The sequence below is a fragment of the Paenibacillus sp. FSL M8-0212 genome (genome assembly GCF_038004645.1).
Lineage (GTDB): Bacteria > Bacillota > Bacilli > Paenibacillales > Paenibacillaceae > Paenibacillus.
Map to the genome: position 1 here is coordinate 1,564,453 of NZ_JBBORP010000001.1, position 23,349 is coordinate 1,587,801.

21 protein-coding genes are annotated in these 23,349 nt (G+C 44.6%); 10 read left to right on the forward strand and 11 right to left on the reverse strand.

The features are described from left to right. Window positions 1–55: 55 nt before the first annotated feature. The 4 genes from MKX68_RS06940 to lpdA form a co-directional block, all read right to left on the reverse strand. Window positions 56–1,240 (reverse strand): DUF4317 domain-containing protein, encoded by a 1,185-nt coding sequence (locus MKX68_RS06940; RefSeq protein ID WP_340910345.1) that lies wholly within the window; start codon window positions 1,238–1,240, stop codon window positions 56–58. Between the two features lie 361 nt (window positions 1,241–1,601). Further along, window positions 1,602–2,774 carry an ABC transporter permease gene (locus MKX68_RS06945; RefSeq protein WP_340910347.1) on the reverse strand — a complete coding sequence of 391 codons (1,173 nt, stop codon included), beginning with the start codon at window positions 2,772–2,774 and terminating at the stop codon, window positions 1,602–1,604. Further along, complete coding sequence (locus MKX68_RS06950; RefSeq protein ID WP_340910350.1) at window positions 2,758–3,390, reverse strand: HlyD family efflux transporter periplasmic adaptor subunit; 633 nt, start codon at window positions 3,388–3,390, stop codon at window positions 2,758–2,760. Before MKX68_RS06950 ends, MKX68_RS06945 begins: the two co-directional genes overlap by 17 nt. Window positions 3,391–3,432: 42 nt before the next feature. Beyond that, window positions 3,433–4,824, reverse strand: a complete 1,392-nt coding sequence (lpdA, locus tag MKX68_RS06955) for a dihydrolipoyl dehydrogenase (RefSeq protein ID WP_340910353.1) — start codon at window positions 4,822–4,824, stop codon at window positions 3,433–3,435. Window positions 4,825–5,215: 391 nt separating this feature from the next. On the opposite strand from lpdA, the gene MKX68_RS06960 reads away from it, so the two are divergent. After that, window positions 5,216–5,791: a TetR/AcrR family transcriptional regulator gene (locus tag MKX68_RS06960; protein WP_340910356.1), complete on the forward strand. Its 576-nt coding sequence runs from the start codon at window positions 5,216–5,218 to the stop codon at window positions 5,789–5,791. A gap of 286 nt (window positions 5,792–6,077) precedes the next feature. On the opposite strand, the gene MKX68_RS06965 is transcribed toward MKX68_RS06960, so the two are convergent. Further along, complete coding sequence (locus MKX68_RS06965) at window positions 6,078–6,785, reverse strand: DNA alkylation repair protein (protein ID WP_338590898.1); 708 nt, start codon at window positions 6,783–6,785, stop codon at window positions 6,078–6,080. Window positions 6,786–7,299: 514 nt separating this feature from the next. On the opposite strand from MKX68_RS06965, the gene MKX68_RS06970 reads away from it, so the two are divergent. Then, window positions 7,300–8,463 (forward strand): glycoside hydrolase family 27 protein, encoded by a 1,164-nt coding sequence (locus MKX68_RS06970; RefSeq protein WP_340910360.1) that lies wholly within the window; start codon window positions 7,300–7,302, stop codon window positions 8,461–8,463. Then, on the forward strand, window positions 8,464–8,667 hold the full coding sequence (locus tag MKX68_RS06975) for a hypothetical protein (RefSeq protein WP_074093540.1): 204 nt from the start codon (window positions 8,464–8,466) through the stop codon (window positions 8,665–8,667). 2 nt (window positions 8,668–8,669) lie between these two features. Here the strand turns inward: MKX68_RS06975 and MKX68_RS06980 are convergent, their stop codons facing one another. Then, entirely contained in the window at window positions 8,670–9,479 is an 810-nt protein-coding gene (locus MKX68_RS06980; protein ID WP_340910364.1) for a helix-turn-helix domain-containing protein, read from the reverse strand. Between the two features lie 81 nt (window positions 9,480–9,560). Here MKX68_RS06980 and MKX68_RS06985 point away from each other — a divergent pair, with 81 nt between their 5' ends. Then, a complete protein-coding gene (locus tag MKX68_RS06985) occupies window positions 9,561–11,096 on the forward strand; it encodes a carboxylesterase/lipase family protein (RefSeq protein WP_340910366.1) in 1,536 nt (511 codons plus the stop codon). 198 nt (window positions 11,097–11,294) lie between these two features. On the opposite strand, the gene MKX68_RS06990 is transcribed toward MKX68_RS06985, so the two are convergent. Beyond that, window positions 11,295–12,638 carry a sensor histidine kinase gene (locus tag MKX68_RS06990; protein WP_340910368.1) on the reverse strand — a complete coding sequence of 448 codons (1,344 nt, stop codon included), beginning with the start codon at window positions 12,636–12,638 and terminating at the stop codon, window positions 11,295–11,297. Next, complete coding sequence (locus tag MKX68_RS06995; RefSeq protein WP_340910370.1) at window positions 12,631–13,323, reverse strand: response regulator transcription factor; 693 nt, start codon at window positions 13,321–13,323, stop codon at window positions 12,631–12,633. Before MKX68_RS06995 ends, MKX68_RS06990 begins: the two co-directional genes overlap by 8 nt. A 159-nt stretch (window positions 13,324–13,482) precedes the next feature. Here MKX68_RS06995 and MKX68_RS07000 point away from each other — a divergent pair, with 159 nt between their 5' ends. Together MKX68_RS07000 and MKX68_RS07005 are read left to right on the forward strand one after the other, a co-directional pair. Then, window positions 13,483–14,244, forward strand: coding sequence for a TVP38/TMEM64 family protein (locus MKX68_RS07000; protein ID WP_340910372.1), 762 nt, complete (start codon window positions 13,483–13,485; stop codon window positions 14,242–14,244). A gap of 44 nt (window positions 14,245–14,288) precedes the next feature. Continuing rightward, complete coding sequence (locus tag MKX68_RS07005; protein WP_340910374.1) at window positions 14,289–14,864, forward strand: GNAT family N-acetyltransferase; 576 nt, start codon at window positions 14,289–14,291, stop codon at window positions 14,862–14,864. 198 nt (window positions 14,865–15,062) lie between these two features. Here MKX68_RS07005 and MKX68_RS07010 read toward each other — a convergent pair whose 3' ends face one another. Both MKX68_RS07010 and MKX68_RS07015 read right to left on the reverse strand, forming a co-directional pair. Next, complete coding sequence (locus tag MKX68_RS07010) at window positions 15,063–16,229, reverse strand: cobalamin-independent methionine synthase II family protein (RefSeq protein ID WP_076253801.1); 1,167 nt, start codon at window positions 16,227–16,229, stop codon at window positions 15,063–15,065. A 114-nt stretch (window positions 16,230–16,343) separates the two neighbouring features. Further along, window positions 16,344–16,913: an SF0329 family protein gene (locus tag MKX68_RS07015; RefSeq protein ID WP_289391152.1), complete on the reverse strand. Its 570-nt coding sequence runs from the start codon at window positions 16,911–16,913 to the stop codon at window positions 16,344–16,346. Between the two features lie 252 nt (window positions 16,914–17,165). On the opposite strand from MKX68_RS07015, the gene MKX68_RS07020 reads away from it, so the two are divergent. After that, the gene (locus MKX68_RS07020; RefSeq protein ID WP_340910379.1) at window positions 17,166–18,221 is read left to right on the forward strand and encodes an ankyrin repeat domain-containing protein; all 1,056 of its coding nucleotides are present in this window, start codon (window positions 17,166–17,168) and stop codon (window positions 18,219–18,221) included. Window positions 18,222–18,318: 97 nt separating this feature from the next. Here the strand turns inward: MKX68_RS07020 and MKX68_RS07025 are convergent, their stop codons facing one another. Continuing rightward, window positions 18,319–19,293, reverse strand: coding sequence for a tRNA dihydrouridine synthase (locus MKX68_RS07025; protein WP_340910381.1), 975 nt, complete (start codon window positions 19,291–19,293; stop codon window positions 18,319–18,321). A gap of 380 nt (window positions 19,294–19,673) precedes the next feature. Here MKX68_RS07025 and MKX68_RS07030 point away from each other — a divergent pair, with 380 nt between their 5' ends. The 3 genes from MKX68_RS07030 (at window position 19,674) to MKX68_RS07040 (ending at window position 23,074) form a co-directional block, all read left to right on the forward strand. Continuing rightward, window positions 19,674–19,880 (forward strand): DUF2536 family protein, encoded by a 207-nt coding sequence (locus tag MKX68_RS07030; protein WP_036668351.1) that lies wholly within the window; start codon window positions 19,674–19,676, stop codon window positions 19,878–19,880. A gap of 261 nt (window positions 19,881–20,141) precedes the next feature. After that, a complete protein-coding gene (locus MKX68_RS07035; RefSeq protein ID WP_340910382.1) occupies window positions 20,142–21,023 on the forward strand; it encodes a GNAT family N-acetyltransferase in 882 nt (293 codons plus the stop codon). A 383-nt stretch (window positions 21,024–21,406) separates the two neighbouring features. Beyond that, window positions 21,407–23,074 carry a leucine-rich repeat domain-containing protein gene (locus tag MKX68_RS07040; RefSeq protein WP_340910384.1) on the forward strand — a complete coding sequence of 556 codons (1,668 nt, stop codon included), beginning with the start codon at window positions 21,407–21,409 and terminating at the stop codon, window positions 23,072–23,074. Window positions 23,075–23,349: the final 275 nt, after the last annotated feature.

The window sequence follows — 23,349 nt, forward strand, 5'->3', positions numbered from 1 at the left end:
TAGATGGACGTTCATTCGTACTTGTCCGATGATTTTACTTCATCATGGTCTACAATCAATCCTCATTTATAAGTTTTTCGGTATTAAGCGTAAATCCTTCAATCACAACATCTTCGTCCACTTCAATCATGATGCAACGTCTGCCTTGATAGTTCACCTGTTTCACATATCTCAGGTCTTGCGGGCTAACCGAAATCGTAGCAACCTTGGTCTCAATCTTAATGGACTTGGACGTAAACTTCGGCATAACACTGGTCGCTTTCATCTCATAATTCTTGTTATCAACGATCGTTTCGAAGGCACGTTCTACTTTCTCCGTTGTCAGATCCTCTATACCACTTGCGGTCAGTACACGTTCCAGATCTTTATAATCCAGCTTCGGAGGTTCTTCCTCATGGGACTCTTCGTTAATCTCGATGACTCGGTTAATCTCCTCATATACATGTGCAATGGTCGCTGAATCGAGCTGTTCACCCGCCACTTCCTTCACGATATCTTCGAAGATCGCCCGTTCTTCCAGTGCGGTTACGGATCTTTCTCCATTCAAAACATTTTCAACAAAATGCGGGTCCGGGAAATTAGATTTCCCTGTGCAATAGAGTACACGATTCACATCGGAGTAGTTGTCCGTTACGCTAGGATACAGGAACCCTTGCTCTGGCGTGCTTAATTTGATAATCGGATCGACAATAATGTTATATTTGAATTCTCTCTCCACGTAATCAAACAAGAGCGTCTTCCGCTGTTTCTCCGTGGAATTCACGCTGCACAGAATGAACGGATGGGCGAACACCTCATTCTTCTCACTCTCTTCCGTGGCTTCGTTTCTAGCTTTGGTCGGGAGATAATACTGTCCACGCACAAACGTAGCTACCATGTCCCGCTCATATTTCGCATCCACCAACATTCGATCCACAAGCAACAGCATGAGATCCTGCCATTCGTCCGGATCACCTGTTACCAGAGCCTGGTGAAGCAGTACCTGTGCTGGATCCTCCGCCGCTTCCTGGAACTTCAATTCGAATAACTTCTGATCCAAATCACCTGTCAGCAATTTTTTGAAATTGCCCATGTACAGCTCCTGCTTCTCTCTGTCCACCAGTTCGAACGGGTGACGCTCCCAGTGATAGACCTCATTGGTTTCCTTCGTAATATACACGTTGAGAATATCGTAAATATTCAGTAGATCGTGATCGAGTTTAAACTGCTTTCGTATATGCGCGACTTCTTTTTTATTCATGATTCGTTAGACAACTCCTCAAGTAAATTGGCCTTACAAGTATAAACGATATAAAAAACCTTCGCTATATAAGTTCAACTAAAGAATATTTCCACTGGTACTCCGATGACAGAACAACCTTCCGATCGCTGTTATCCCCTGATTTTTTTGATTTCTTTTTTATATGGTAAAATCCGAGGATAAAGGCGAACGCTTCGCTTCTTCAGATTATTTCTGTCCTCTCCGTTATCTTGTAAATGTTTAATTGAACTTATATAAAAGGAACTTTATCGTTAAATGTCATCTGCAGTAATAAAAAGGAAAGACGCAACAGGAATGACTCCCGTGCGCCTTTTTTCGTTGTTTAACGATTCTTAAATAATTAACTACTGCTCGGCAATATATCCGTATTCAACAGGGGTGCTCTGCTGGAAGAAACTTTCCTTTTTTCCCGCAGAAACAGTAATCCCACGAACAAGGACACTCCGCCAATAATAATCAGCAATGCCCCCAACTCCTGACTGTAGGCTGTCAGTGCCCCGTCCCGAAACGCCATTCCACGAATTAGACGGTTAAGCCAGTTCATCGGCAATGCCCATGCGAACATTTGGAACGGTTCTGGAAACGCCAGCGGCGTTAATTGAATTCCCGTAGCTAAAAAGGAGGGATACAATACAAAGCTGGTTCGTAGGCTGACTTTCGACATGTCTTTGGCAGTGTATCCGATCAGCATACCCATGAGTGACAAGGCAAAAGCATAAACAACCAATGGGATGATGAAAAGATAAGGCTCTGCTTCAAATCGCATTCCCCCCACCTGCTTTAACAATCCATAGGATAGAAGAAGCGAAAGGGAACTCAACACAACGTAAGGTACACTCCGCACCCATAGCTGGAAAGGTGACTTTCCGTTTGCAAAAAGTTTCCCTTCCTGACGAAGCCGGGGTACAATTGAGCCCGCTGCACTTGTTGTAATCATTAATACTACGATATTCACAAATCCAAGCACCATAAAACCAACATAACTGGAGGTTGGATTAAACAGCATCCGCTGCTGAAGGGATAACGGTGACACGATTCCTTTAGCTGTTTCGGTAGCCATCCCTTTTTGGATCAGACGTGTCATGGAAAGGGTCATATTTTCCGTCTGGATGATCTCCTGAATCGCAGTGCGAATACCGGTCAGCCCCGAGGGCATCGTGTTATCCATCAATATACCGATATTCGTCGATTTCCCTTCTTGTTGACGCAATCCCAACTGATTGGGAAGCATAATGACCGCTACAGCCTGCTCGTTGGCAAGCAATGTTTCAGGACTCATTCGGCTTGCATATACGCTTTTGACGCTCATGTATTGAGACGCATTTATTTTGGAGATCAATTGTCGTGAATATTCGCTATGATCCTCATCAATGACCACAACTGGTGATTTACTGAGTTGATTCTGCGAGAACATTAAGCCGAAAAATAAGGCTGCAATCATTGGCCCAATAAAAATTAGCCGTATATACTTACTGCCTACGACGTACTTCCACTCGTCAATCAGTGATTTCATCAAGTTTCACCTCTGCCGTCATCCCCGGAAGCAAATCGGTATTTGAATCCATCGAAATTCGGACCAAAAACATACTTAAATCCGCTTGCCCTTTTTCACGAGACATCCGCAAGGTTGCAAACTGAGGAGCAGTTGAGATGGAAGTAACACTCCCCTTCACCTGCGTTGGCTGATCCACATACGGGAAATGAACATCAATGCTTTGATTCACTTCAAGCTGTTGAATTTCACTTTCCTGTATGTAAAGGTCGGTGTAATACGTATTCTTTTGTACAACTGCCAGCGGGACTCCTGCTTGAACTTGATCTCCCTGCTTTACAGCAACTCGGTCAACCAACCCGTCATACGGTGCGAGTACATCCACATCTCCCTCCCCGGCTGATTTCACTTTGAAAAGTACTTCTCCCTCTTTCACGGAGTCACCTGCAGACGCACCAACCTCTGCAATTGCTCCGGGGCTATTCTGATAAATTAAAGTCGTTTGCTCTGCCTCAAGTATGCCTTGTTTCCGGCTCTCGGCCTGACTAACAGCATCCTTCCCTTTAACCGCAAGAAGTGAACCTCCAATAATAAACACCATCGCAATCCCGATATACAAACCTGCTTTTAACTTCATCTTTTTATCTCTCCCATTCCCAGTCCTCGTGTATGGTTAAATTTACTGACTATTTTGCTTTTTCATTTTGGTGACTGCGTTCTCGGCTGCCTCCATGATCACTTCTCCCAAAGTCGGATGAGGATGAATCGTCATGGCCAGATCTTCCACGGTTGCCCCCATCTCAATGGCGAGTGCGAGCTCCGATATCAGTGTAGATGCCTCCACGCCAACGATTTGCGCACCAATGACAATTCCTGATGTCGGGTCAGCCACTATTTTCACAAAACCTTCGGTTTCCCTTAACGCCAACGCTCTTCCGTTGATTCCGAAAGAAGATTTCCCAATAACCACCGGAATGGCCTGTGCTTTGGCTTCCGTCTCATTTACCCCAACACTGGATATCTCCGGATCAGAAAACACGACAAGCGGAATCACCTTGTAATCCACTTTGGAGGTAAGACCCGCAATGGCTTCTGCGGCTACTTTGGCTTCATAGGATGCCTTGTGGGCAAGTGCCGGACCGGCTGTAATATCTCCAATGGCATAAATGTGCGGGATAACCGTTCTGCACTGTTCATCCGTCTCAACCAGTCCTTTGTTCGTTACGGGCACACCTATGCGTTCCAGTCCTAACGGTCCGTCTGTATTGGGTTTCCTTCCGATCGTGACCAATACATATTCTGCCGTAACTTGTTGCTGCTCCTTGTTTTTCGAATAATGCAGTGTAATGGAATCCGCATTCTGCTCCACCTTTTCAGCAATCGCTCCGGTTACGATGTTGATGTCATCCGCCTTCAATTGTTTGACTACAGGGGCTGCAAGTTCCGCCTCGAATCCGGGCAACACTTGTGCGCCACCCTCAAGAATCGTTACCTTTGTTCCGAATTTGGCATACGTCTGTCCAAGCTCCACCCCAATATAACCTCCGCCGATCACAATCAGACTACTCGGAACCTCCTGTAGAGTTAATGCTTCAGTGGAAGATAAGATACGACCTCCAACTGGAAATGCTGGCAGCTCAATCGGACGAGACCCCGTTGCCAGTATGAGATTTTTAAAAGAAATGCTTTGCTCCTGTCCAGTTTGCCGGATCATCGCTGTGTGCTCATCCAACAGACTAGCCTCGCCTTCAAGAATGGTCACACCCGCAGTCTTTAACAAATAGTGGACACCACCTGCCTGTTTATTCACAACCCCCTGTTTAAAATCCTGAGCATTCTTAAATGTCGCTGCCGCGTCAGCTTGATTAAACTGTCTGAACCAATCATAACGATGCGATTCCGCAATTAAGGCTTTGGATGGTATGCAACCCACATGTGTACAGACCCCGCCAAGCTGTTTACGTTCAACAATCGCCGTCTTCATCCCCAACTGCGAAGAACGAAGCGCCGCCACATATCCCCCTGGACCTGATCCAATAACTAACGTATCCACAGATTCAAGCTTGCTCATATTCTGATACCTCCCGATTTGAAGTCAATTTAAAATATGATGACCGTAATATATTATAACCATCATATTTTAAGACCGTCAACAATCGTATTTGGCCCTTTTGAAAATGAACAGACATCCAGTTACCAAATTGACAGGCTTTATTATGATGACTATAATATTTTGAAAGTATAGAAATTGAACTATAAATTTACACGAGAACGGAGAGGAAAGAAATAACCTGAGGAAGCGAAGCGCTCGCCTTTATCACCGGATTTTCCCTTTTGGAAAAGGGAATCACAAAAATCTGGGGATAACAGCGATCAGAAGGTTGTTCTGTCATCGGAGTGGAAGGTGTAAATATTCTTTAGTTCAATTTCTATAGAATGATGAAACTATGGAGTGAATGATCATGCCCTATCCCAAAGGACATAAAATAAAAGTACGAGGTAAGATTGTTGAGAGTGCGGCTCGAGCTTTTCGCACCAATGGTATCCAGGAGGTGAGTGTCCCGTTTATTATGAAGGGAGCTGGATTAACTCACGGAGGGTTCTATTCACACTTTGACAACAAGGAACAATTGGTTGCAGAAGCCTGTGAATATGCCATTAGTGATACCATTACACTTCTACAGAACGTGGCTGATCAGGAAGAGCAGAATTCCAAAATTAATAAAGTAATCGATTATTATTTGAGTCCGTATCACCGCGACCAAACGGAAATGAGCTGTATTTTCCCCGCCCTTTCCAGCGAAATATCCCGTTCGTCAGAAGAGGTTCGGCAGGTGTTCACCCATGAATTGGAGCGGATGATCTCTTTTATCTCCAATCTGGCTGAGATCGATGTGTCCAGCGGTCGTGCACTGTTCAGCACAATGGTTGGCTCGCTTGTACTTGCACGCTCTGTTAGTGATCCTGAGCTTAGCGACAGCTTTCTCTCGGCGGGCAGGCAGCAAGCCAAAGAAATGGTTAAAAGGAACGATATGTAGAGGTTTCGGTTTTTTATATTATACGTAGATTTGATGCTGCTATATCGAGTTGAAAACACAAATAGACCGCCCACCCTTGCAAAGGTTGCGGTCTACTTAATCGTGTACCCTGCTTGTTAAGCCCACCGCCCTTAAAAGCGGCTATTGCATCAGAGAGTCGTGTTAGCGCACGGCTCTCTTTGCATTATAAGCTGTTTCTGTCCTCATTATAACATGGAGATTGTGGATTTCAATCCCAAGATAACCATATGTTCCGTATGTTAAAACTGACGATACGGCGAAAATTTCAGCATCTTACATATTTACGCTTGAAGCCCGTCCGCCCTTTATCCACTGCCTTTTGGATATTCTCAGAGGCATTCAGCAGCTTGCTCTTGGGCATGTCCTTGTTCACTTCGACAGGTCCCACAGTCTTGGCTATCTCCACTGCCTGATCGTGCAACGGTTGATAGGATGTTGCAACGGTATACAGGAAGTTGTTCATCGAATATTTCGTTCGTTCCGGAGATTCGTGAATCGTCTTTTTCACCTGTTCCAGCATCTCCATCAGTTTATTCTCCGAAAATTCAGCATCCTTTCGACTACCGAGCAACCAACAGTAACAGCTCCATCCTGCTGACATTTTCAGCTCATCTCCGCTCGCGATCCACTTATCCGAAACTGCTTGAGCAATATCCGTCTCCGCCAACGTGACGGCAACGATGAAGTCAGAGATCATGTAAAAATAAGCAGCATCGATCCAACGGTCAAAATCAGCTTCTGTCATCGCTTGAGGATCGGCTATCACGCCTGCAAAGTACATCGCATCATAATTCCCCGTCGCATATAGTTGCTCTGCCAAAGGTTGATCCTTTTTGATCCGCTTTGCCATTGGTTTCATCGCTCCGGTTGCCACGCCAAATAGCGGTTCATGCGCACCGTTAGAGATATAGATTTTTTTCGTTCGTTCTTTGCCCAGCGCCTCTAACTCTTGCATCACTTCACCTAGATTCATTTGGCAACACTCCCCATCCTATAAATTTTATATCTGATCATATCAAACGGACACTTAGGTTTAACAAAAAACCGATGGAAAATCGCACATTATCCAATTGGAACCCTTCTGCCATATGCATAATCGTCCCGGCGGGATTGTTACCATTCGTATGAGGGATTCCCCACTGGGGTATTTTTCCTGAAAGAACTGAATACTATTCAGATTTCCCTCTTGCTCTGACATCCTGTTCGAGCATTATCACCGATCATAACATCTATACCATAGTTTCGCACAGATCCCTGAAAAGATAGATATAACTTCTTCGCAGACAGACATTTTTCCTTTCTTATGCTTCTACCGGCAACTTCTGATACCTGCCGAGAGCCTGATTGGAAGAGCTAATTCCCCCAGCACAGCAGAGCAACATATGTCCATATCCAAGCAACGTTAAGCTATGGCAGGAAACGTCGCTCATCGTTTATGTTCAGTTTAGTATTGTTAACAAAACCGAGATGAGGAAGGATGCGTGAGCATGAGCAACAATCAAGTGTTAGGCTTTGCCCCTGCCCTGGGCTGGAATTCGTGGAATACCTTTACGTGGGATATTAACGAACAATTAATTCGGGATGTCGCTGATGTGTTTGTGTCGGAAGGTTATCTGGCCGCTGGTTACGAGTACATTGTCATTGATGATTGCTGGAGCCTGAAGGAACGTGATGCGAGCGGCAATCTGGTGGCTGATCCGGAGAAATTCCCCAGCGGAATGAAAGCGCTCTCTGACTATATCCATAGCAAAGGACTCAAGTTCGGCATGTATTCATGTGTAGGCACGCATACTTGCGCAGGGTATCCAGGCAGCTTTGAGCATGAATTCCAGGATGCCGCCCTTTTTGCCGAATGGGGCGTTGATTATTTGAAGTATGATTACTGCTTCAAGCCGCGACACATCTCAGGCGAGCTGCTGTACAAACGAATGAGCCTTGCACTCAAAAACTGCGGACGCGATATCCTGTTCTCCGCCTGCAACTGGGGGGCCGACGATGTATACGATTGGATTCGGGAATCGGGTGCTCATATGTACCGCTCTACCGGTGATATCCGTGACAATTGGGATTCAGTGAAGGAACTTGCCTTGTCTCAATTGGGGAAACAAAGCTACACCGGCTCCTTCTGTCATAACGACATGGATATGCTAATCGTTGGTATGTACGGTGGAAGCAACAATGATTATATTGGCAGCATCGGTGGATGCAACGACATCGAATATAAAACCCACTTCTCACTCTGGTCCATGATGGGTTCCCCATTAATGATCGGATGTGACGTGCGCAAGGCTAACCAGATCACCAAAGATATTCTCCTGAATCCTGACCTGCTTGCCATCAATCAGGATGTAGAAGCGCGCGGAGCTTACCGCATTAAACCAGAGCCGCAATGGTTTCACACAGACGATGTATTTATGCTGGTGAAGGTACTCACAGATGGTGATCTAGCTATTGGTTTCTTCAACCTGAGTGACAGCCAGCGGGAATTGTCTTTGCAATTTTGGGATATGGGTCTGCCTTACGCTGCCGGTTATGCGCTGTCCCTGTATGACTGCTGGGAACATCAAGAGCTTGGCGTGTTCCGTGAACGCTTCGCTCCCGTTGTCGCAGCACATGATTGTTTAATTGTGCGTGCCAAACTGGTGAAATAAATGGCTCAACATCGCCTGTGCACCTCCTGTCAGGTTCCGCTCTCTTCAGATGATGTGGGCATCTACCTCAAATTGATCTCGCGCTCTGCCCAGCAATTTCTGTGCATCGATTGTATAGGAGTTAAGCTGAACTGTGGACGCGAGCCTATTGAGAAGCTGATCCGTTATTTCCGAGAGTCCGGGAACTGCGCCCTGTTCCGTTAACGTTATGCCTTCGTCCGATGCAGCATCATGTAAGATGTTGGCGTGTGTGAAGTTGCTTTCTTGAATACTTTGGAAAAATATAACGGATCATTGTAGCCGACAGAATAGGCTACCGATTGAATTGGTAGACCCGACGTCTTCAGCAGTTCACAGGCGCGCCCGATTCGGCAGGATGTAATATACTCCAAAACAGACTTGCCGGTTGTTGCCTTAAACAGACGAAACAAATAACTGCGCTCCAGATTAACTGCCTTTACGATCTCCGTGACGGTCAATGTCGGCTTCCAGTAGTTCTGCTCGATGTACTTTCTCGCCAGCCAGACATAATCCTTGGCGTCCACCTGCGGCTCTTTCGGATAATGTTCCATATAGTAAGAAAGCAGCAGACGCAAACGGGCATCTGCCCGCAGTAATTCATAGGATGATGCACCCGCGTTCCAGGCAAGGTGGAAAAAAGGCTGCAATGTCTCCGGCGAGACCGACACCACGGGTTGTAACTCTGAGAGCTGTGTCAGCCCCAGCATCCGCCCGGCATCCTCACCGCTAAACTCCACCCAGACGTACTCCCATGGATCTTGCGGGTCTGGATAATAGTAAATCTCCTTTTGCGGAAATATGATAAAGCTTTCCCCCGTAACTAGCCGAAAAACGCGCCCGCCCGTCTCCAGCGTCCCTTGACCACGGATAATATAGTGCAGCGCATAAACGTCACGCACGCCTGGCCCCCATTGGTGAGCGTTGGCCGGCTTGTGACCACCGCTGATAAAATACAAATTACTGGCTCTACTGCTCTCATGCCAAATCGGATTCAACCTAGATTCCCCCTTTCTAATGCCACGTTGATCAGATGTTCGGTAACGCTTACAAGCTAAATCCAGAGAGGAGAATGTTGTATGCTTAGATTGGTTACGGTAGAACATGGACAAGTGCAAGGACTGCCCGCAGCGGACCCGCGGATTACCAGCTTCAAGGGAATTCCTTTTGCCGCACCTCCTGTAGGTGAGAACCGCTGGCGCGCTCCACAGCCGCAGTCGAGCTGGGAAGGTGTACTGCAAGCTTTTGATTTTGCTCCCGTCTCCATGCAAGCCCCAACAGTCATCGATGACAACAATATCTATACCCGCGAATGGGCCGTTGATCCCGACCTGCCCATGGACGAGGATTGTCTGTATCTGAATGTCTGGACACCAGCCAAGCGTACGGACGAGAAGTTGCCTGTTTTTGTCTGGTATTTTGGCGGGGGCCTACAAGTCGGCCATACGGCCGAAATGGAATTTGATGGCGAACGAATCGCTCGTAGAGGTATTGTCGTTGTGACGATTAATTATCGGCTGAATGCCTTTGGCTTCCTGTGCCATCCTGAGATTAGTGCCGAATCCCCCCATGCACCCGCCAACTTTGGTCATCTCGATCAACAAGCAGGTACCCAGTGGGTCAAACGCAACATTGCCGCCTTTGGCGGTGATCCAGACCAGATCACCATCGGCGGACAGTCGGCAGGCGGAGGAAGTGTACTCAGCCAGATGACCTCTCCGCAAAATAAAGGCTTGTTCCAGCGAGCCGTCATCATGAGTGGTATAGCTACCGAGTTGTACCCGAAGGTCCGCGTGCCTTCTGTCCGTTCCACACTGCGAGATGCAGAGCAAGCAGGGGTTGAATTTTTCAGCTTCCTGGGCGTATCTTCCCTGGCTGAGGCGAGACAACTGGATGCTGAATATCTTCGTGACAAAGCACTCGAATACAAAAGCTTCTGGGGAACCGTCATCGACGAACAATTCTGCGCAGGCGATCCGTTTACTCGTTTTGTTCAGCAGGAGCGCGAAGCGATACCCGTAATGCTGGGGCATACGTCTTCCGAATTTTGGACCCGTCCCGCCGCAGCCAATCTGGAAGAACTGAAGCAGATGGCTGTGGAGTTGTTTGGCGAGAATGCTCCTGCCTTTTTGCAGCTATGTGAGGCAGATACCGGCCAAATCGAACATGCTCTGAAACAAGCATCGGTCCGCATGATCCAACATGCCATTCTGCTTGCCATCCGCGCGAACAGCGGTCATCCGTCTGAAACGCCTCTCTACTATTATAACTTCGACGCCGAGATTCCGGGCTGGGATCAGCCAGGCACTTTTCACTCCGTCGATCTGTGGTTTTTCTTCGAAACACTCGCCAAATGCTGGCGGCCATTCACAGGCAAGTATTATGATCTGGCCCGCCAGATGTGCAATTATTTATCCAACTTTATTGCTACAGGTGACCCAAACGGCTCGGACTCCACCGGAAAAACGATGCCTCATTGGATTCCTTGTACTACGGAACAGCCGTATCTCATGGAATTTGGCGATCAGGCTCAATTACAAAAGGCTGAGCCAGGACCAATGCTCACGTTTCTAATTAATCAATATTTCATGAAACAGAGTGCACCTGTTGTTTAAAACATGAGGTTTGCCCTCTCACGATATATGTAAGAGCCATGCTGTCGCATGGCTCTATTTGTATAGTGTGAATGGCAGAGCGATGTTCATTCGCCTATGCCTATTAGCAAGATACTCCACTACAGCAGTCTAAGGTAACCAAATCAGACAGCCAGAGAAATCCAACGGAAGACAATCAGCATCATTTCAAGAGATCTGTTATATATGAGTCTGAGTTGGTTTGTTGATGATAACAGGTAGCTTAATCTGTAGTGAAAAAATATCTTCTTCCTGCGATACCGTCAACGTCCCGTTATGCTGCTGAATCATTTTCTGACAACTAACGAGCCCGATTTCGTTGCTATCTTTCTTTTTGCCAACATGTTTAATCTTATTCTCCACCCCAAGAATCACCCATTGTTGCTTCAAAGAAATCTGGATATGAACGGGATACCCTGGATCGGCGTATTTTCGAATATTTGAAAATATGTTATCCATTACGCGACGCATGGCGACCAGATTGATTTCCAGCAAAAACTCCTCATGATGTGCATCTGTCTGAACCTGCACGTCTATATCGTCCAAAACCACTAATTGCTCATCTATGAGTTGATCGATAAGCGCTCTGCCCTCATACATTTCAAATTCTACTTCCTCTTCTTCAGCAGCAGAAGATACCGTAAAATATTCGAATAGTTTGTCCGACAGCACTTTGATCTGATAGGCCTTCTCCCGGCTATTATGAATATACTGCAACAGATCCTCATGTGTCTTATATTTGTTGAGCTCTATGATATCCATATATCCTAATAGAATCGTGAGTGGCGTTCGCAAATCATGGGAAATCGCCGTGATCAATTCACGGTTGGCCATCCTGACCCTCTCCTCGCTGCCCAGCCGCTCCACAAATGATTTCCTCATCTCATCAATACTCTGGGCCAGAGATGACAGTTCATCCTTTCCCGATATCGTAATCGAATAATCCAAATTTCCACCTTCGAGTATTTTGATCTCTTGTTCAAGCACGCCAATATAAGATGTTTTCTTATTAATCATCAGTAGAAAGGAAACAAGGAACACAATGGCCGCTATGAAAACACCAATAATCAGAATGAGGTTGTAGTATTGATACTCATAAAAGCTAACCAAGTATATCTGGGCATCCTGATCCGCAAAATGGATGGTGGTGATGGGTATTTTTGATGGCACGAATTGAGTTAACAGTTCTTCATTAATGGCCGGATCAATCTCCGTGTTGGAGGAAAATATCAATTTGTCTTTTGCAAAAATATACAGATTTAAGTAGCGCTCATGTCTTATCCAAGCAGACAATTGCTCATGATCACGGGTTGACACGTTCTGGTTATCCACAAATGCTTCTAATCGATCAAGCGCATCTTGCTGCCTGTTTTCTACAAAAGTGGATTTGCTTAAATAACTATCCAATACAGTCTCGCCAACAACTTGTAAAATAACGAGTGCACTTATGGAAATGACCAAAGAAATGACAACCGCCAGAACCAGTTTTATCTTCAGCTTTTTTCCGATTAATAATCTATTCAATTTTGTACCCCTTCCCCCAAACGGTCTTCACATATTTAGGGTTCTGCGGGTCATCCTCCAGTTTGCCTCTCAAATTACGAATATGAACCATCACCGTGTTATTACACGTATAAAAATAGGGTTGCCCCCAAACACTCTCATATATATTTTCTGCCGAAAATACCTTTCGTCGCTTCTTAGCCAACAGCAGCAATATCTGGTATTCAATTTCAGTTAGAGCAATCTCCTTCTCCCCAACAAACACGGCTTTTGAATCCTGATGGACGGTAAGATCCTTAACGATAATCTGGTCCTTTTCTTCGGTCTTCTCCTTGCCCCGATATACATAATACCGCCGTAGTAAAGCCTTCACCCGTGAAACGAGTTCTGTATAGGAAAAGGGTTTGGACAAAAAGTCATCACTGCCTGAGGAAAAGGCCAATTGTTTGTCAGAATCCTGCGTTTTCGCCGTGAGAAACAGGATCGGTGCGCTTGTTTTTTCACGAATCTCCAGACAAGCCTTCAGCCCCGATTTATTGGGCATCATCATATCCAAAATAATGAGATCCGTCTCTTCGTTCACTCTATCAATCGCATCTTGACCATCTATCGCTTCAATCACTTCATAATTCTCACTCTCTAACAAAATCCTTACAATTTCACGAATTTCACTGTTATCATCAGCAATTAGAATTTTCTTGCTCATCTGATCCCTCCGTCTAATTTCAGTATAATATGCGCTATTAGCGACTACCAGCAAATACAATCGACTTAAGAATTCTTCAGAAGTTATGTAGGTATCTCTTAATAATTTCGTCTTATACTGTAAATATGTAGAAGTTATTACACAAAGGGGTCGTCAGGAATGCCACAAACTTCGAAAAAAGTAATGATTAACATATTGTTGGGTCTGTTCATCATGTTATCTATTGGTCTACTGGTGTATTATTCTCCTGCCATTATTAAAATCATGTCTTCCATGGACAATTTCAGAGCGTATATTCATTCAACAGGCCATTGGGGTCCGGTCATGTTTATTTTATTCCAGATTCTTCAGATCGTGGTTGCACCTATTCCAGGAGAAGTGGTACAGGTCGCAGGCGGTTATATCTATGGGGTTACACTTGGGTCCTTATATACTACAATAGGTTTGATTATAGGCTCAGCGATCGCCTTTTATTTCACCCGTTATATCGGTCGCGCCTATATTTCACGACTAATGCAAAAGAAAAATAATAAGTGGATGTCGTTAATTCATGATGAGAAGAAGTTCTCCGCTTTTTTATTTATCTTTTTCGTGATTCCCGGCTTGCCCAAAGACATGCTTGTATTTGTCGCCGCACTTACATCGATTAGTTCGTTTAGGTTCTTCACGATCCTTATCGTCGGTCGTCTGCCGTGGATCATCGCATCTACCGTTATAGGGTCCACGATTCATATGCAACAATACAACATCGCCATTATTATTTCTGTTATCGCTGTGATCGGGTTTGTACTCGGTTATATCTATAGGGAGAAATTGGTGGGATTGTTCTCCCGGTCAGACAGTACCAAAGCCAAACCCAAGGCCATACCGAGTTATAGTAAGAATAGGGAGTCTCGTAAAATAAAAAGAGATACAACATGAACAAAGCCAATCTATTGATATGAAAACCGGAGGTATATCATCTTATGCAAATACTTAAAACCAATCGATTAATCCTGAGAAATTTCACCGTAACGGACGCAGCCGGACTGTTGGAATACACCGCAAATCCCAGAGTGAATTGTTTTATGGAGCAACGAATTTCAACGTTGGAAGACGCGGTGGCAGAGGTTGCAAAAAGAAGCAGTGACGATTCCCACATCGCGGTTTGCCTAAAAGACAGTAACGAGCTGATCGGTGAGCTGTTTGGTATGAGGGAAGATCGGGATTCCGATACGGATAAGGATTCGAATTCAGATACCTATAGTATTGGTTGGAATTTTAATGGCAGATATGAAGGAAAAGGGTACGCCAGAGAGAGCGCCAATGCTTTCATCGAAAATCTCTTTATGGAACAGGGAATAAGAAGACTGTACGCCTATGTCGAGGATGATAACTTCCGTTCTCAGAAACTGTGTGAGAAGCTGGGCATGCGCCGGGAAGGTCTTTTTTTGGAGTTCATTTCATTTGTCAAAAATGAGGACGGCACACCGAAATACGAGAATACGTATCAATATGCTTTGTTGAAAAAGGAATGGCTGGCTCATCGTGAATCGCAGTAATAAAGAAAGACATGCCTGCCTCATCATTAGTTTAAAAAAGTTATAGAAATGAGCACGTACCCATGTGTACGTTCCACAACAAATACGGCGGCTTCTCCCTGGATAGATTCCAGAGGAAAAGTCGCCGTTTCATTATTGCACAGAACACTATTGATCGAGCAATGTGTTTATAAGGTCACAATACATTCAGCTTAAATCCTAGACGGTGCTGCCCCAATATTGCTTTGCAATCTTCTGCCCTTGATCGATCTTCGCCCATTGCTGAGCTTCGCTTAATTCGTTACCACCATCGCAGGATGCAAATCCGCATTGGTGAGATAACAGCAGCCGATCCTTATCAATGATTTTGGAAGCTTCGTCCAGCAAACGGACAACACGTGCTTCATCATCGAGTGTACTCGTTTTGGATGACAACAGACCCAGTACAATTTCCGTTTCAGGTCTGTCCTTGAACACTTCCAGAGCTTCAATTGAACCCGCACGATCATCATCCCACTCCAGGAAGAAACGGTCATATTTCAATTGCTTCAGGAACAGATTCGCAATTTTGGCATACGATCCACCACCCATGTTGCGGGAATCATAATTGCCGCGGCAGTTATGTGTCCACATTTTCAAGCCAAGGCTGTGACCAAAGTCAATCACGGTATTATTAATATCAATGAATTCGGTAGCAAGTCCCTTTACTTCATCTTGATTAATATTTTCCCCTGTAAACGGAGAGTTCGGGTTGTCGTCTGCAAACAGTTCCCACAAGCAATCATCGAATTGCAGAATTTTACCGCCCACTGCAGCGAATTCCTCCACGAATTCCTTATACGCGATCACAAGACCCTCTTTGAGTTCCTGTATGTTTTGATATACAGCATCCGTTCCACCAATGTTATCCGACCAGGAAAGTTCACCGAAAATATGGGAAGGAGACGGTACGCAAAGTTTCGTTTGTTGCTCGCCAGCCGTGTCTTGCAGTTGTTGGAACAGTTGAATGAAATGATGGTTCTTTCCACTCAATTTATCAGTGATGCGCAGTCCGATATCTTTGCGTGTTTCATACTTCGAAGTTCCGTCCACATCTCTGAAAAAATAGCCATGATCCGCGATGTAACGCTTCACTCCGCCAAATCCCCATACAAAGTCCAGATGCCACATCGATTTGGAAAATTCGCCATCGGTAACCACGGACAAGTTATGTTCGATTTCCTTAGCCACAACTTGTTTAATTGCCTCCGTCTCACACTTCTCATATCCTTCGTAGTTTTCATAGAACGGATATTGGATATCATCATTATGTTCAATTTGCGTTTTATATTTCAGCAGCTCATCCGGCCGCAATAAACTTCCTACGATCTGGAACTTATCAGTCATGTAAAAAACCCCCTCGTTGTATACAATGATCATATCACGCTGAGAGCAGTTAGAAGGGATACTAAAAAACCATAACTGGTTATAGTTAAAAGCTATATCAAAAGTTAATCAATTTCACAACGTACGACGACGCAGTTCATAAAAATATTGTACCGCTGGATGCTTTAATTTGACCTGCTCCGACATGTTCAGAATTCGCTTTTTGCCAACTCGTCTGTCCATTAAAGCCAGAATATTAAACAAAATATCCTTGCTATCCAGATTATCCTCTATAGAAGTTGATAAATACGTCGTGGCTGCAACGGTAAAATTCGATTTACTAAGTGCGGTCTGAGCCAACAAAAGCTCCTTGGCATGTACGGAGATTTTTCTGCTTCTTGCCATGACTTGAAGACGATCCTCGGGAATGGGTCCTTTGGAATCTTTTCGAATAACTTCAATCTCTTCATCGCTCACAGGAATCATGATCTCCGGATCGCTCTTGATCTCCTGCTCTGTCTGATACCATCGGATTGGGGTTGTTGTATCACTCATGTTGAGTACATTCTTTTTATCTACAGTAATATAACAATTGCCTGATTTATCAGGTGAATAGCGATAGCTGGTGGCACGGTACTCGACCCTTCCAACTAACGCAGGACTAAGAAAACTCTCCAGTTGTTGCTTCAATTTACTCCAGGACATAAATCCTCCTATTATCAAAAGCCTACCGCATGAATTGCGGCGATCATTTCAAATATTTTTCAATCCGTCTCCAGTATCAACATTCATCTAAATTATAACATAGCAAACCAAATTGACGATGGAAGAAACCCAGTTATTGGTTTTGAATTCCCCTATGTGATAAAATTGCAGAAAATTATCTACTTACTATTAAATCGTCATAACCTACCATTGGAACTTACGTTGTTATTCACAAAGGAGAGGAAGAGTGTAATGGCTACGAAGAAAGCAGCCTTACCTGCTCATATGGAAAAACTCGTTAAAGATAATGATATCGCAACCGTAAAAGAAGTCTTTGAGCAATGCGAATGGGATGCCCGCGGGGGTTATAGCAAAGGTACGGCCCTCAGCTTTCGGCATATTTCGGATGAATTGGTCCGCTGGCTGATAGAGCAAGGGGCAGATATAAATGCACGTGACAAATATCAACGCACGCCTCTACATGCTCATGCCTCACACTGGTCAGGAAATGTACCCCTGTTCCTTGAATTAGGTGCGGATCTGGACGCTGTGGATTACCAAAATGAAACACCGTTACATGCAGCGGTCAGTGGGTATCGAACCAAAGTGGTTCAAGAGTTGGTAAACCAGGGCGCTACGATTAACGTAGAAAATAAACAGGGTAATACGCCATTAGCTAAGGGGTTAGTCAATTGTAGGAATAGCGATATAGTTAATCTGGCAGAGATGGCCGCAATTCTGCTGGATGCCGGAGCATCGGTCACCCCGGATATGAAAGAATCGGTGAAGCGGATCGGTAAGGATTTTGAATTCGTCCGTGAGAAGTTCAATAAGGACAAGGTCGATGGAGTTTCAGACGCGCTGATCAAACTGTACCGTCTATTTGATGTCAAGCCGGTAGCGAATCGGATCATGCACGATGGAACTGCACTCATTCAGGTAAAGGCAACCACCTGGCCCAAGCAGCACCAAGAGCTGTGGGAATATCTCATCCCGGCTCAGGGCCACGCTCAAACGGTGCAGGGAGAGGTCGTTCGCATCACAGGACGTGTGTCCCATGAAGTATTAGATAATGGCGGAGGAAACTGGGATGCAGAGTATCGCAAGATGCTGGATGCACTGATTCGTCACTTGGGCACTGGAGCGCCACTCGCCCCCGCACTTCTCCAAGAGGCAGCAGACTTGGCCAGCAAGCTTCATAACGGATACGATTTTGATGCGCCTGCCAGATTATCCGAGTTGGCTGTGTTATGGGTGCTTGCCAATCCTCAAGCGGTCGCTATGGAAAAGCCTGCGTATACGCGTTAAACAGCAAAGCAAAAAAAAGAAGCGGAAGAGTTACCGCTTCTTTTTTTGCTTTTAAATCTACCTGAATCATACTCCGTATCCATGATTACGTCTTACTCTACTCCACCTGTTCATTACTTTCAAACTCATTGAGCAATTCGCGTACTTTAGAAGTGGTTTTGGCGTTCATCAAGCTGTTTCTCAGCTCACTAGCACCGCGGAAGCCACGAACATAGATTTTGAAAAAACGGGCCAGCGGGCTGAACGAACGCGGTTCAAGCTCAGAATATTGATCATGGAGATCCAAATGCAGTCGTAGCAGATCAAGCAATTCCTTACTGCTGTGTTCCTTCGGCTCCTTCTCAAAAGCAAACGGATTCTGGAAAATACCGCGTCCAATCATAATACCATCCACACCATATTGCTCCACGAGTCTCAGGCCTGTCTCACGCTCAGGAATATCCCCATTAATCGTCAGCAGTGTATTAGGAGCTATCTCATCACGAAGTTTTTTAATCTCCGGAATCAGTTCCCAGTGAGCGTCTACTTTGCTCATTTCTTCTCTCGTCCGCAGATGAATGGACAGGTTCACAATGTCCTGTTGCAAAATATGGGTCAACCAGTCGCGCCATTCGCCGACCTCAGTAAATCCGAGACGCGTTTTCACACTGACCGGCAGCCCTCCGGCTTTCGCCGCCTGAATAATCTCCGCCGCAAGGGCTGGCCGGCAGATCAAGCCACTTCCTTTTCCATTCTCCGCAACATTCGCTACAGGACAGCCCATATTGATATCGATGCCTTTAAATCCTTCTTTCGCCATACCGATACTCATCTCACGAAAGAATTCCGGTTTATCTCCCCAGATATGAGCCACAATCGGCTGTTCATCCGCTGTAAACGTCAACCGTCCACGCACACTATGGTGCCCCTCCGGGTGACAATAACTCTCTGTGTTCGCAAACTCCGTAAAAAACACATCCGGTCTGCCCGCTTCACTTACGACATGCCGAAACACAACATCGGTCACATCTTCCATAGGTGCCAGTATAAAAAATGGTCGTGGCAATTCACGCCAAAAGTTTTCCTTTGTCATCTCAAAAGCTCCTCTATACATTCCAGGACAGTCTTTGTCCTCATTAATAATAATAAAACGTAACTCTTTGCATCTGCTTGCCTATCATTTACATGATCATTCGCAGTTTCGTTGCGATTCACATTATGGTGTCCTAGCTTCTTCTTCACTTATACCATGCAAATGTAACTTTGTTCAAACAGCAGTATCTGTTATAACTTCCATTAGATCTTCAGATTAATGAGTGTTCGATGATCTTAAAATTGCCCTTTCCCGATTTTATCACGTCTTTATTAGATTTTCAGCCCGATTGCTCTTGCCGAACTGGAAAAGCTCCTCTAAAATGAAGCTCGACAGGCTTTTAACCTGCAAATCGAGATTTAAGGAGGCCTGAATTATATATGGAAATTTCACTGGATATGATCAAAGACAAAGTCGAATGCTTGCAGGCTTATGACTTCCGTGAACTCGAACGAGCGATCGAAGAGCGAATCGGAATGAACAAAGCATTAATGCTGCGCGTGAAGCAGGTTCAACATCAAGTAACATTTGACCCTTTTCGCAACAAGATGTTATATAGTGCAATCGTGCATTTTGCCGTAGATTAATGGACCAAGATTCTCAATAGTGAAAAACAGTTCACTGACGCAATTGCATTTAAGCATATCCTATAAAGCATGCAAAAAAGAAGACGCGAACTCGCTCGCGTCTCTTTCCGTATCATACTCCACTTTCTCTTGTTGCAAATCTTGCTTATCCAACAACAACTTATAAGCAGAATTGTCACCTGCAATCATATTTTACATAGTTAAATACGGGATCGTACCACTATACAAACAGTCATTTTTGAGGATTAAGGGGGTAATACCATGCAAGAATTAATATTTATGAAGAATTATAAAAACAATGAAGTACTGCGCAAGAGTTTTTTCGAGCTTGCTGTCAACACGTTTGAGATCAATTTTGAAGATTGGTATCAACAAGGATACTGGGGCGAGCGTTACATCCCTTATTCATATGTCGATGGAGACCAGGTTATTGCCAACGTTTCCGTTAACATCCTTGAGCTCATCATTCACGGTGAGAAGAAAAAAGCGATTCAAATCGGCACGGTGATGACACATCCTGATTATCGGGGGAAAGGACTCTCTACACGTTTAATGAATAAAGTTTTAGAGGAATACGAGAACAAGTATGATTACATGTACCTTTTTGCCAATGAATCGGTGCTTGATTTTTACCCCAAGTTTGGGTTTAAACCTGTGGAAGAACATCTTTTTTCGATGAATTATACGGCAAAAAAATCACCCGAACCTGCGAATATCCGAAAACTAAATGTAACTAACGCGGAGGATTTACGTCTTATTCAAAAATTCGCATCGGAACGATTACCTGTTTCTCATCATTTCGCAACCCATCATGCTCAAGGAATACTCATGTTTTATTGCCTGAATGTTTTTAGTAATGATATTTATTACTTGGAAAACGAAAACGTCATTGTTATTTATCAGAAAGAAGATAATCATATTGAGCTCTTCGACGTTGTTAGCTTAAACGAAATGAATATGAACGATATTTTGGATAAGATCGCAGATGATGATACGGAGAAAATAACTTTCCATTTCACTCCAGATGTAACGGATCATATCGTTCTAAAAAGTACAATCACCAATGAAGGTTTATTTGTAAGAACCCATGGTGAACATCTCTACCCTGTGCACGTTAAACATCCGATTACTTCGATCGCTTAATGATTGATTTAATAATGCCTACCACCAGCCACACTTTAAATAAGACCAAAAAGGAGCAGGATTCCCCTGCTCCTTCGCTATGTGAAACTTCTTTCTCTCATCAAACGTAAATTCACAAGGTATAATGAAATCAGATGACCGTTCAGCATGATCTTATGACCATCATAATGAAGGAGGGGACATTCGTGGCGTTTATCCCGCTAAACTGCCCCAATTGCAACGGAAGAATTGAATACAAGAAGGATGAGGTTTTAAAGTGTCCCTATTGTGAAACAGAGCTTTTATTGAAGCAAAATCATGTCTATTACGTAGACCAGACCATTAATCATTACCACGGAACGCCCCCTAAAGCACCGCTGAAGCAGACTGCCTCCGTAAAGGTAATGCTGATACTGATGTTAGTCCTGGCTGGCGCCATCGGTACATTTCTCTATTATAGCAACAGCTCTACCTATTCAAAAACAGAAGCCAATCTGCCTGTGCGAAAGATGCCTGAAAGCGAGGTTTTGCTCTCATTTTTGCGAGATATCTTCGATAAAGGGTCTGCCTTGCCAACAGAGGAGGAATTGGCTCGTATTCGCTATTTAACCGTAGAGCATTCGGAGAATGATCAGTGGAAGTTTACATATAGTCTCTCCGATCCATTCAGCGATGAACAGGCCGAGAAGTTCACTTATGTTACTCAAGACAAGAAATTGAATAGCCTGCGGATTGATCAGCGAGATTTTGAAGCTTTTACGGGACTGACGGCATTGGACCTGACAAATACCTATGAAATATCCCAGACGGACCAAACTACTTTGGCCCATATGCCCGGATTAAAAAGTTATGGAGGCGCTTTTAACGAATCCTTCAGTACATTTTCGGGCTACTTTGGCGACAAGTCTAAAATCACGGAGCTTACCACTCAGCTTCGCAGCAATCAGGAATTGGCCCTGCTGCTGGAATTCCCCAATCTGAACTCTTTATCCATTACCTATGTGGATGAGTCCGTAACAGATTTTCACTTGTTAAACCAATTGCCAATCAAGTCCCTGTCGCTCACCTTTGTCGATGAACTCGGATGGTTGTCGTCCATGACCGGGTTATCATCCTTGTCTATACAGTACAGTGAAACCACAGACCTGCAGCCGCTGTACGCCCTGACCCAGCTTCAGGAGCTTCAGTTGTCCTATTTAACGAACGTAAAGTCCATCGACTTTGTACAAAATATGCCTGCTTTACAAACGTTAGATATCGAAAATGTAAACATCTCGAGCCTGGAGCGCTTGACCGGCAAAAACTCCATTACTACACTACGCCTGGCTTCTCTAAGTCAGCTTGGTTCGGTAAAAGCCATAAACAGTCTACCCTCTCTGCGGGAATTAACGTTGTCCGGCTACTACGAGAATGCAGAAGCGCTGACATTGCCTAAAGTAGAGCGAGTGGAAATTCCAAGCTCTTTTCTCCCCGGGCTAAAGGCCCCGACTACAACCAGTCTGACGCTCCGTGGCGGAAGTGGGGAATTGAACTTGGCTGCGCTGGGGAAATTCCCGAAGCTGAAGCAGCTTTCCCTCTGGGAGATCAGTGAAATAACCCGTCTGGCCGCCCTGGACGGCTTGTCCCGCCTGGAGACCTTAAACATTTACGACTCGTCACTATATAAGGAGAGCGATGCTTTATTTCGTTTGAAGCAGGTGAGATCTCTGATGTGCTCCGAGTGCAGGCTGAACTTTGAACAAAAGGCGGCCGCGGAGAACAGCGTGCTTGAACATTTAACCTTAGAGCAGCCGTATTTCAGCATAAACAACACCTCTGTTACTGAAGTTGACCAAATGATGCCTTACTTTGCCAAACTGTCCGCTCTGCGTTCCTTCACTATGCAAGACAGCAATTTGGCTTCTCTCGAATTCATGATCAACTGGCAGGCCATAGAAGAACTTCATCTTGAGAACAATGCCATTTCCAATATAGAGACCCTAAGCCAGCTGCCTGATCTGCAAAAGGTATATCTATCCGGTAATTCCGTTCAAAATAAATCCGTGCTTGGTGCGGGTGTGCATGTGTATTAATTATCGCCTGGGATGTTGGGTTGTTTTAGACTACTATTTTTAATAGTACATCTACATCTGTATGATCTGTTTGTAGACCACAGATTGTAATATAAAGTACGATGCCTACTGACTGAAAATAATTATAAAGATTCTATATGACTTCATGTCATTCAATGAACTCACTCCAGGATTACTTACAAATTAATAGATGATATTGACAAAGAGAAGGGGTTCGAGAATTATGTATAAATTCTCGAACCCCTTCTCTTTAGCTTCTCGCCAACATCGCCACC

Bases quoted from the DNA above. Each gene is read 5' to 3' on its own strand.
- MKX68_RS07030 (WP_036668351.1), top strand. From the start codon at position 19,674: ATGGAAATTTCACTGGATATGATCAAAGACAAAGTCGAATGCTTGCAG.
- MKX68_RS06960 (WP_340910356.1), top strand. From the start codon at position 5,216: ATGCCCTATCCCAAAGGACATAAAATAAAAGTACGAGGTAAGATTGTT.
- MKX68_RS07025 (WP_340910381.1), bottom strand. From the start codon at position 19,293: ATGACAAAGGAAAACTTTTGGCGTGAATTGCCACGACCATTTTTTATA.
- MKX68_RS06950 (WP_340910350.1), bottom strand. From the start codon at position 3,390: ATGAAGTTAAAAGCAGGTTTGTATATCGGGATTGCGATGGTGTTTATT.
- MKX68_RS07020 (WP_340910379.1), top strand. From the start codon at position 17,166: ATGGCTACGAAGAAAGCAGCCTTACCTGCTCATATGGAAAAACTCGTT.
- MKX68_RS07005 (WP_340910374.1), top strand. From the start codon at position 14,289: ATGCAAATACTTAAAACCAATCGATTAATCCTGAGAAATTTCACCGTA.
- MKX68_RS06965 (WP_338590898.1), bottom strand. From the start codon at position 6,785: ATGAATCTAGGTGAAGTGATGCAAGAGTTAGAGGCGCTGGGCAAAGAA.
- MKX68_RS07010 (WP_076253801.1), bottom strand. From the start codon at position 16,229: ATGACTGATAAGTTCCAGATCGTAGGAAGTTTATTGCGGCCGGATGAG.
- MKX68_RS06985 (WP_340910366.1), top strand. From the start codon at position 9,561: ATGCTTAGATTGGTTACGGTAGAACATGGACAAGTGCAAGGACTGCCC.
- MKX68_RS07000 (WP_340910372.1), top strand. From the start codon at position 13,483: ATGCCACAAACTTCGAAAAAAGTAATGATTAACATATTGTTGGGTCTG.
- lpdA (WP_340910353.1), bottom strand. From the start codon at position 4,824: ATGAGCAAGCTTGAATCTGTGGATACGTTAGTTATTGGATCAGGTCCA.
- MKX68_RS07040 (WP_340910384.1), top strand. From the start codon at position 21,407: ATGCTGATACTGATGTTAGTCCTGGCTGGCGCCATCGGTACATTTCTC.
- MKX68_RS06945 (WP_340910347.1), bottom strand. From the start codon at position 2,774: ATGAAATCACTGATTGACGAGTGGAAGTACGTCGTAGGCAGTAAGTAT.
- MKX68_RS06995 (WP_340910370.1), bottom strand. From the start codon at position 13,323: ATGAGCAAGAAAATTCTAATTGCTGATGATAACAGTGAAATTCGTGAA.
- MKX68_RS07035 (WP_340910382.1), top strand. From the start codon at position 20,142: ATGCAAGAATTAATATTTATGAAGAATTATAAAAACAATGAAGTACTG.
- MKX68_RS06940 (WP_340910345.1), bottom strand. From the start codon at position 1,240: ATGAATAAAAAAGAAGTCGCGCATATACGAAAGCAGTTTAAACTCGAT.
- MKX68_RS07015 (WP_289391152.1), bottom strand. From the start codon at position 16,913: ATGTCCTGGAGTAAATTGAAGCAACAACTGGAGAGTTTTCTTAGTCCT.
- MKX68_RS06975 (WP_074093540.1), top strand. From the start codon at position 8,464: ATGGCTCAACATCGCCTGTGCACCTCCTGTCAGGTTCCGCTCTCTTCA.
- MKX68_RS06970 (WP_340910360.1), top strand. From the start codon at position 7,300: ATGAGCAACAATCAAGTGTTAGGCTTTGCCCCTGCCCTGGGCTGGAAT.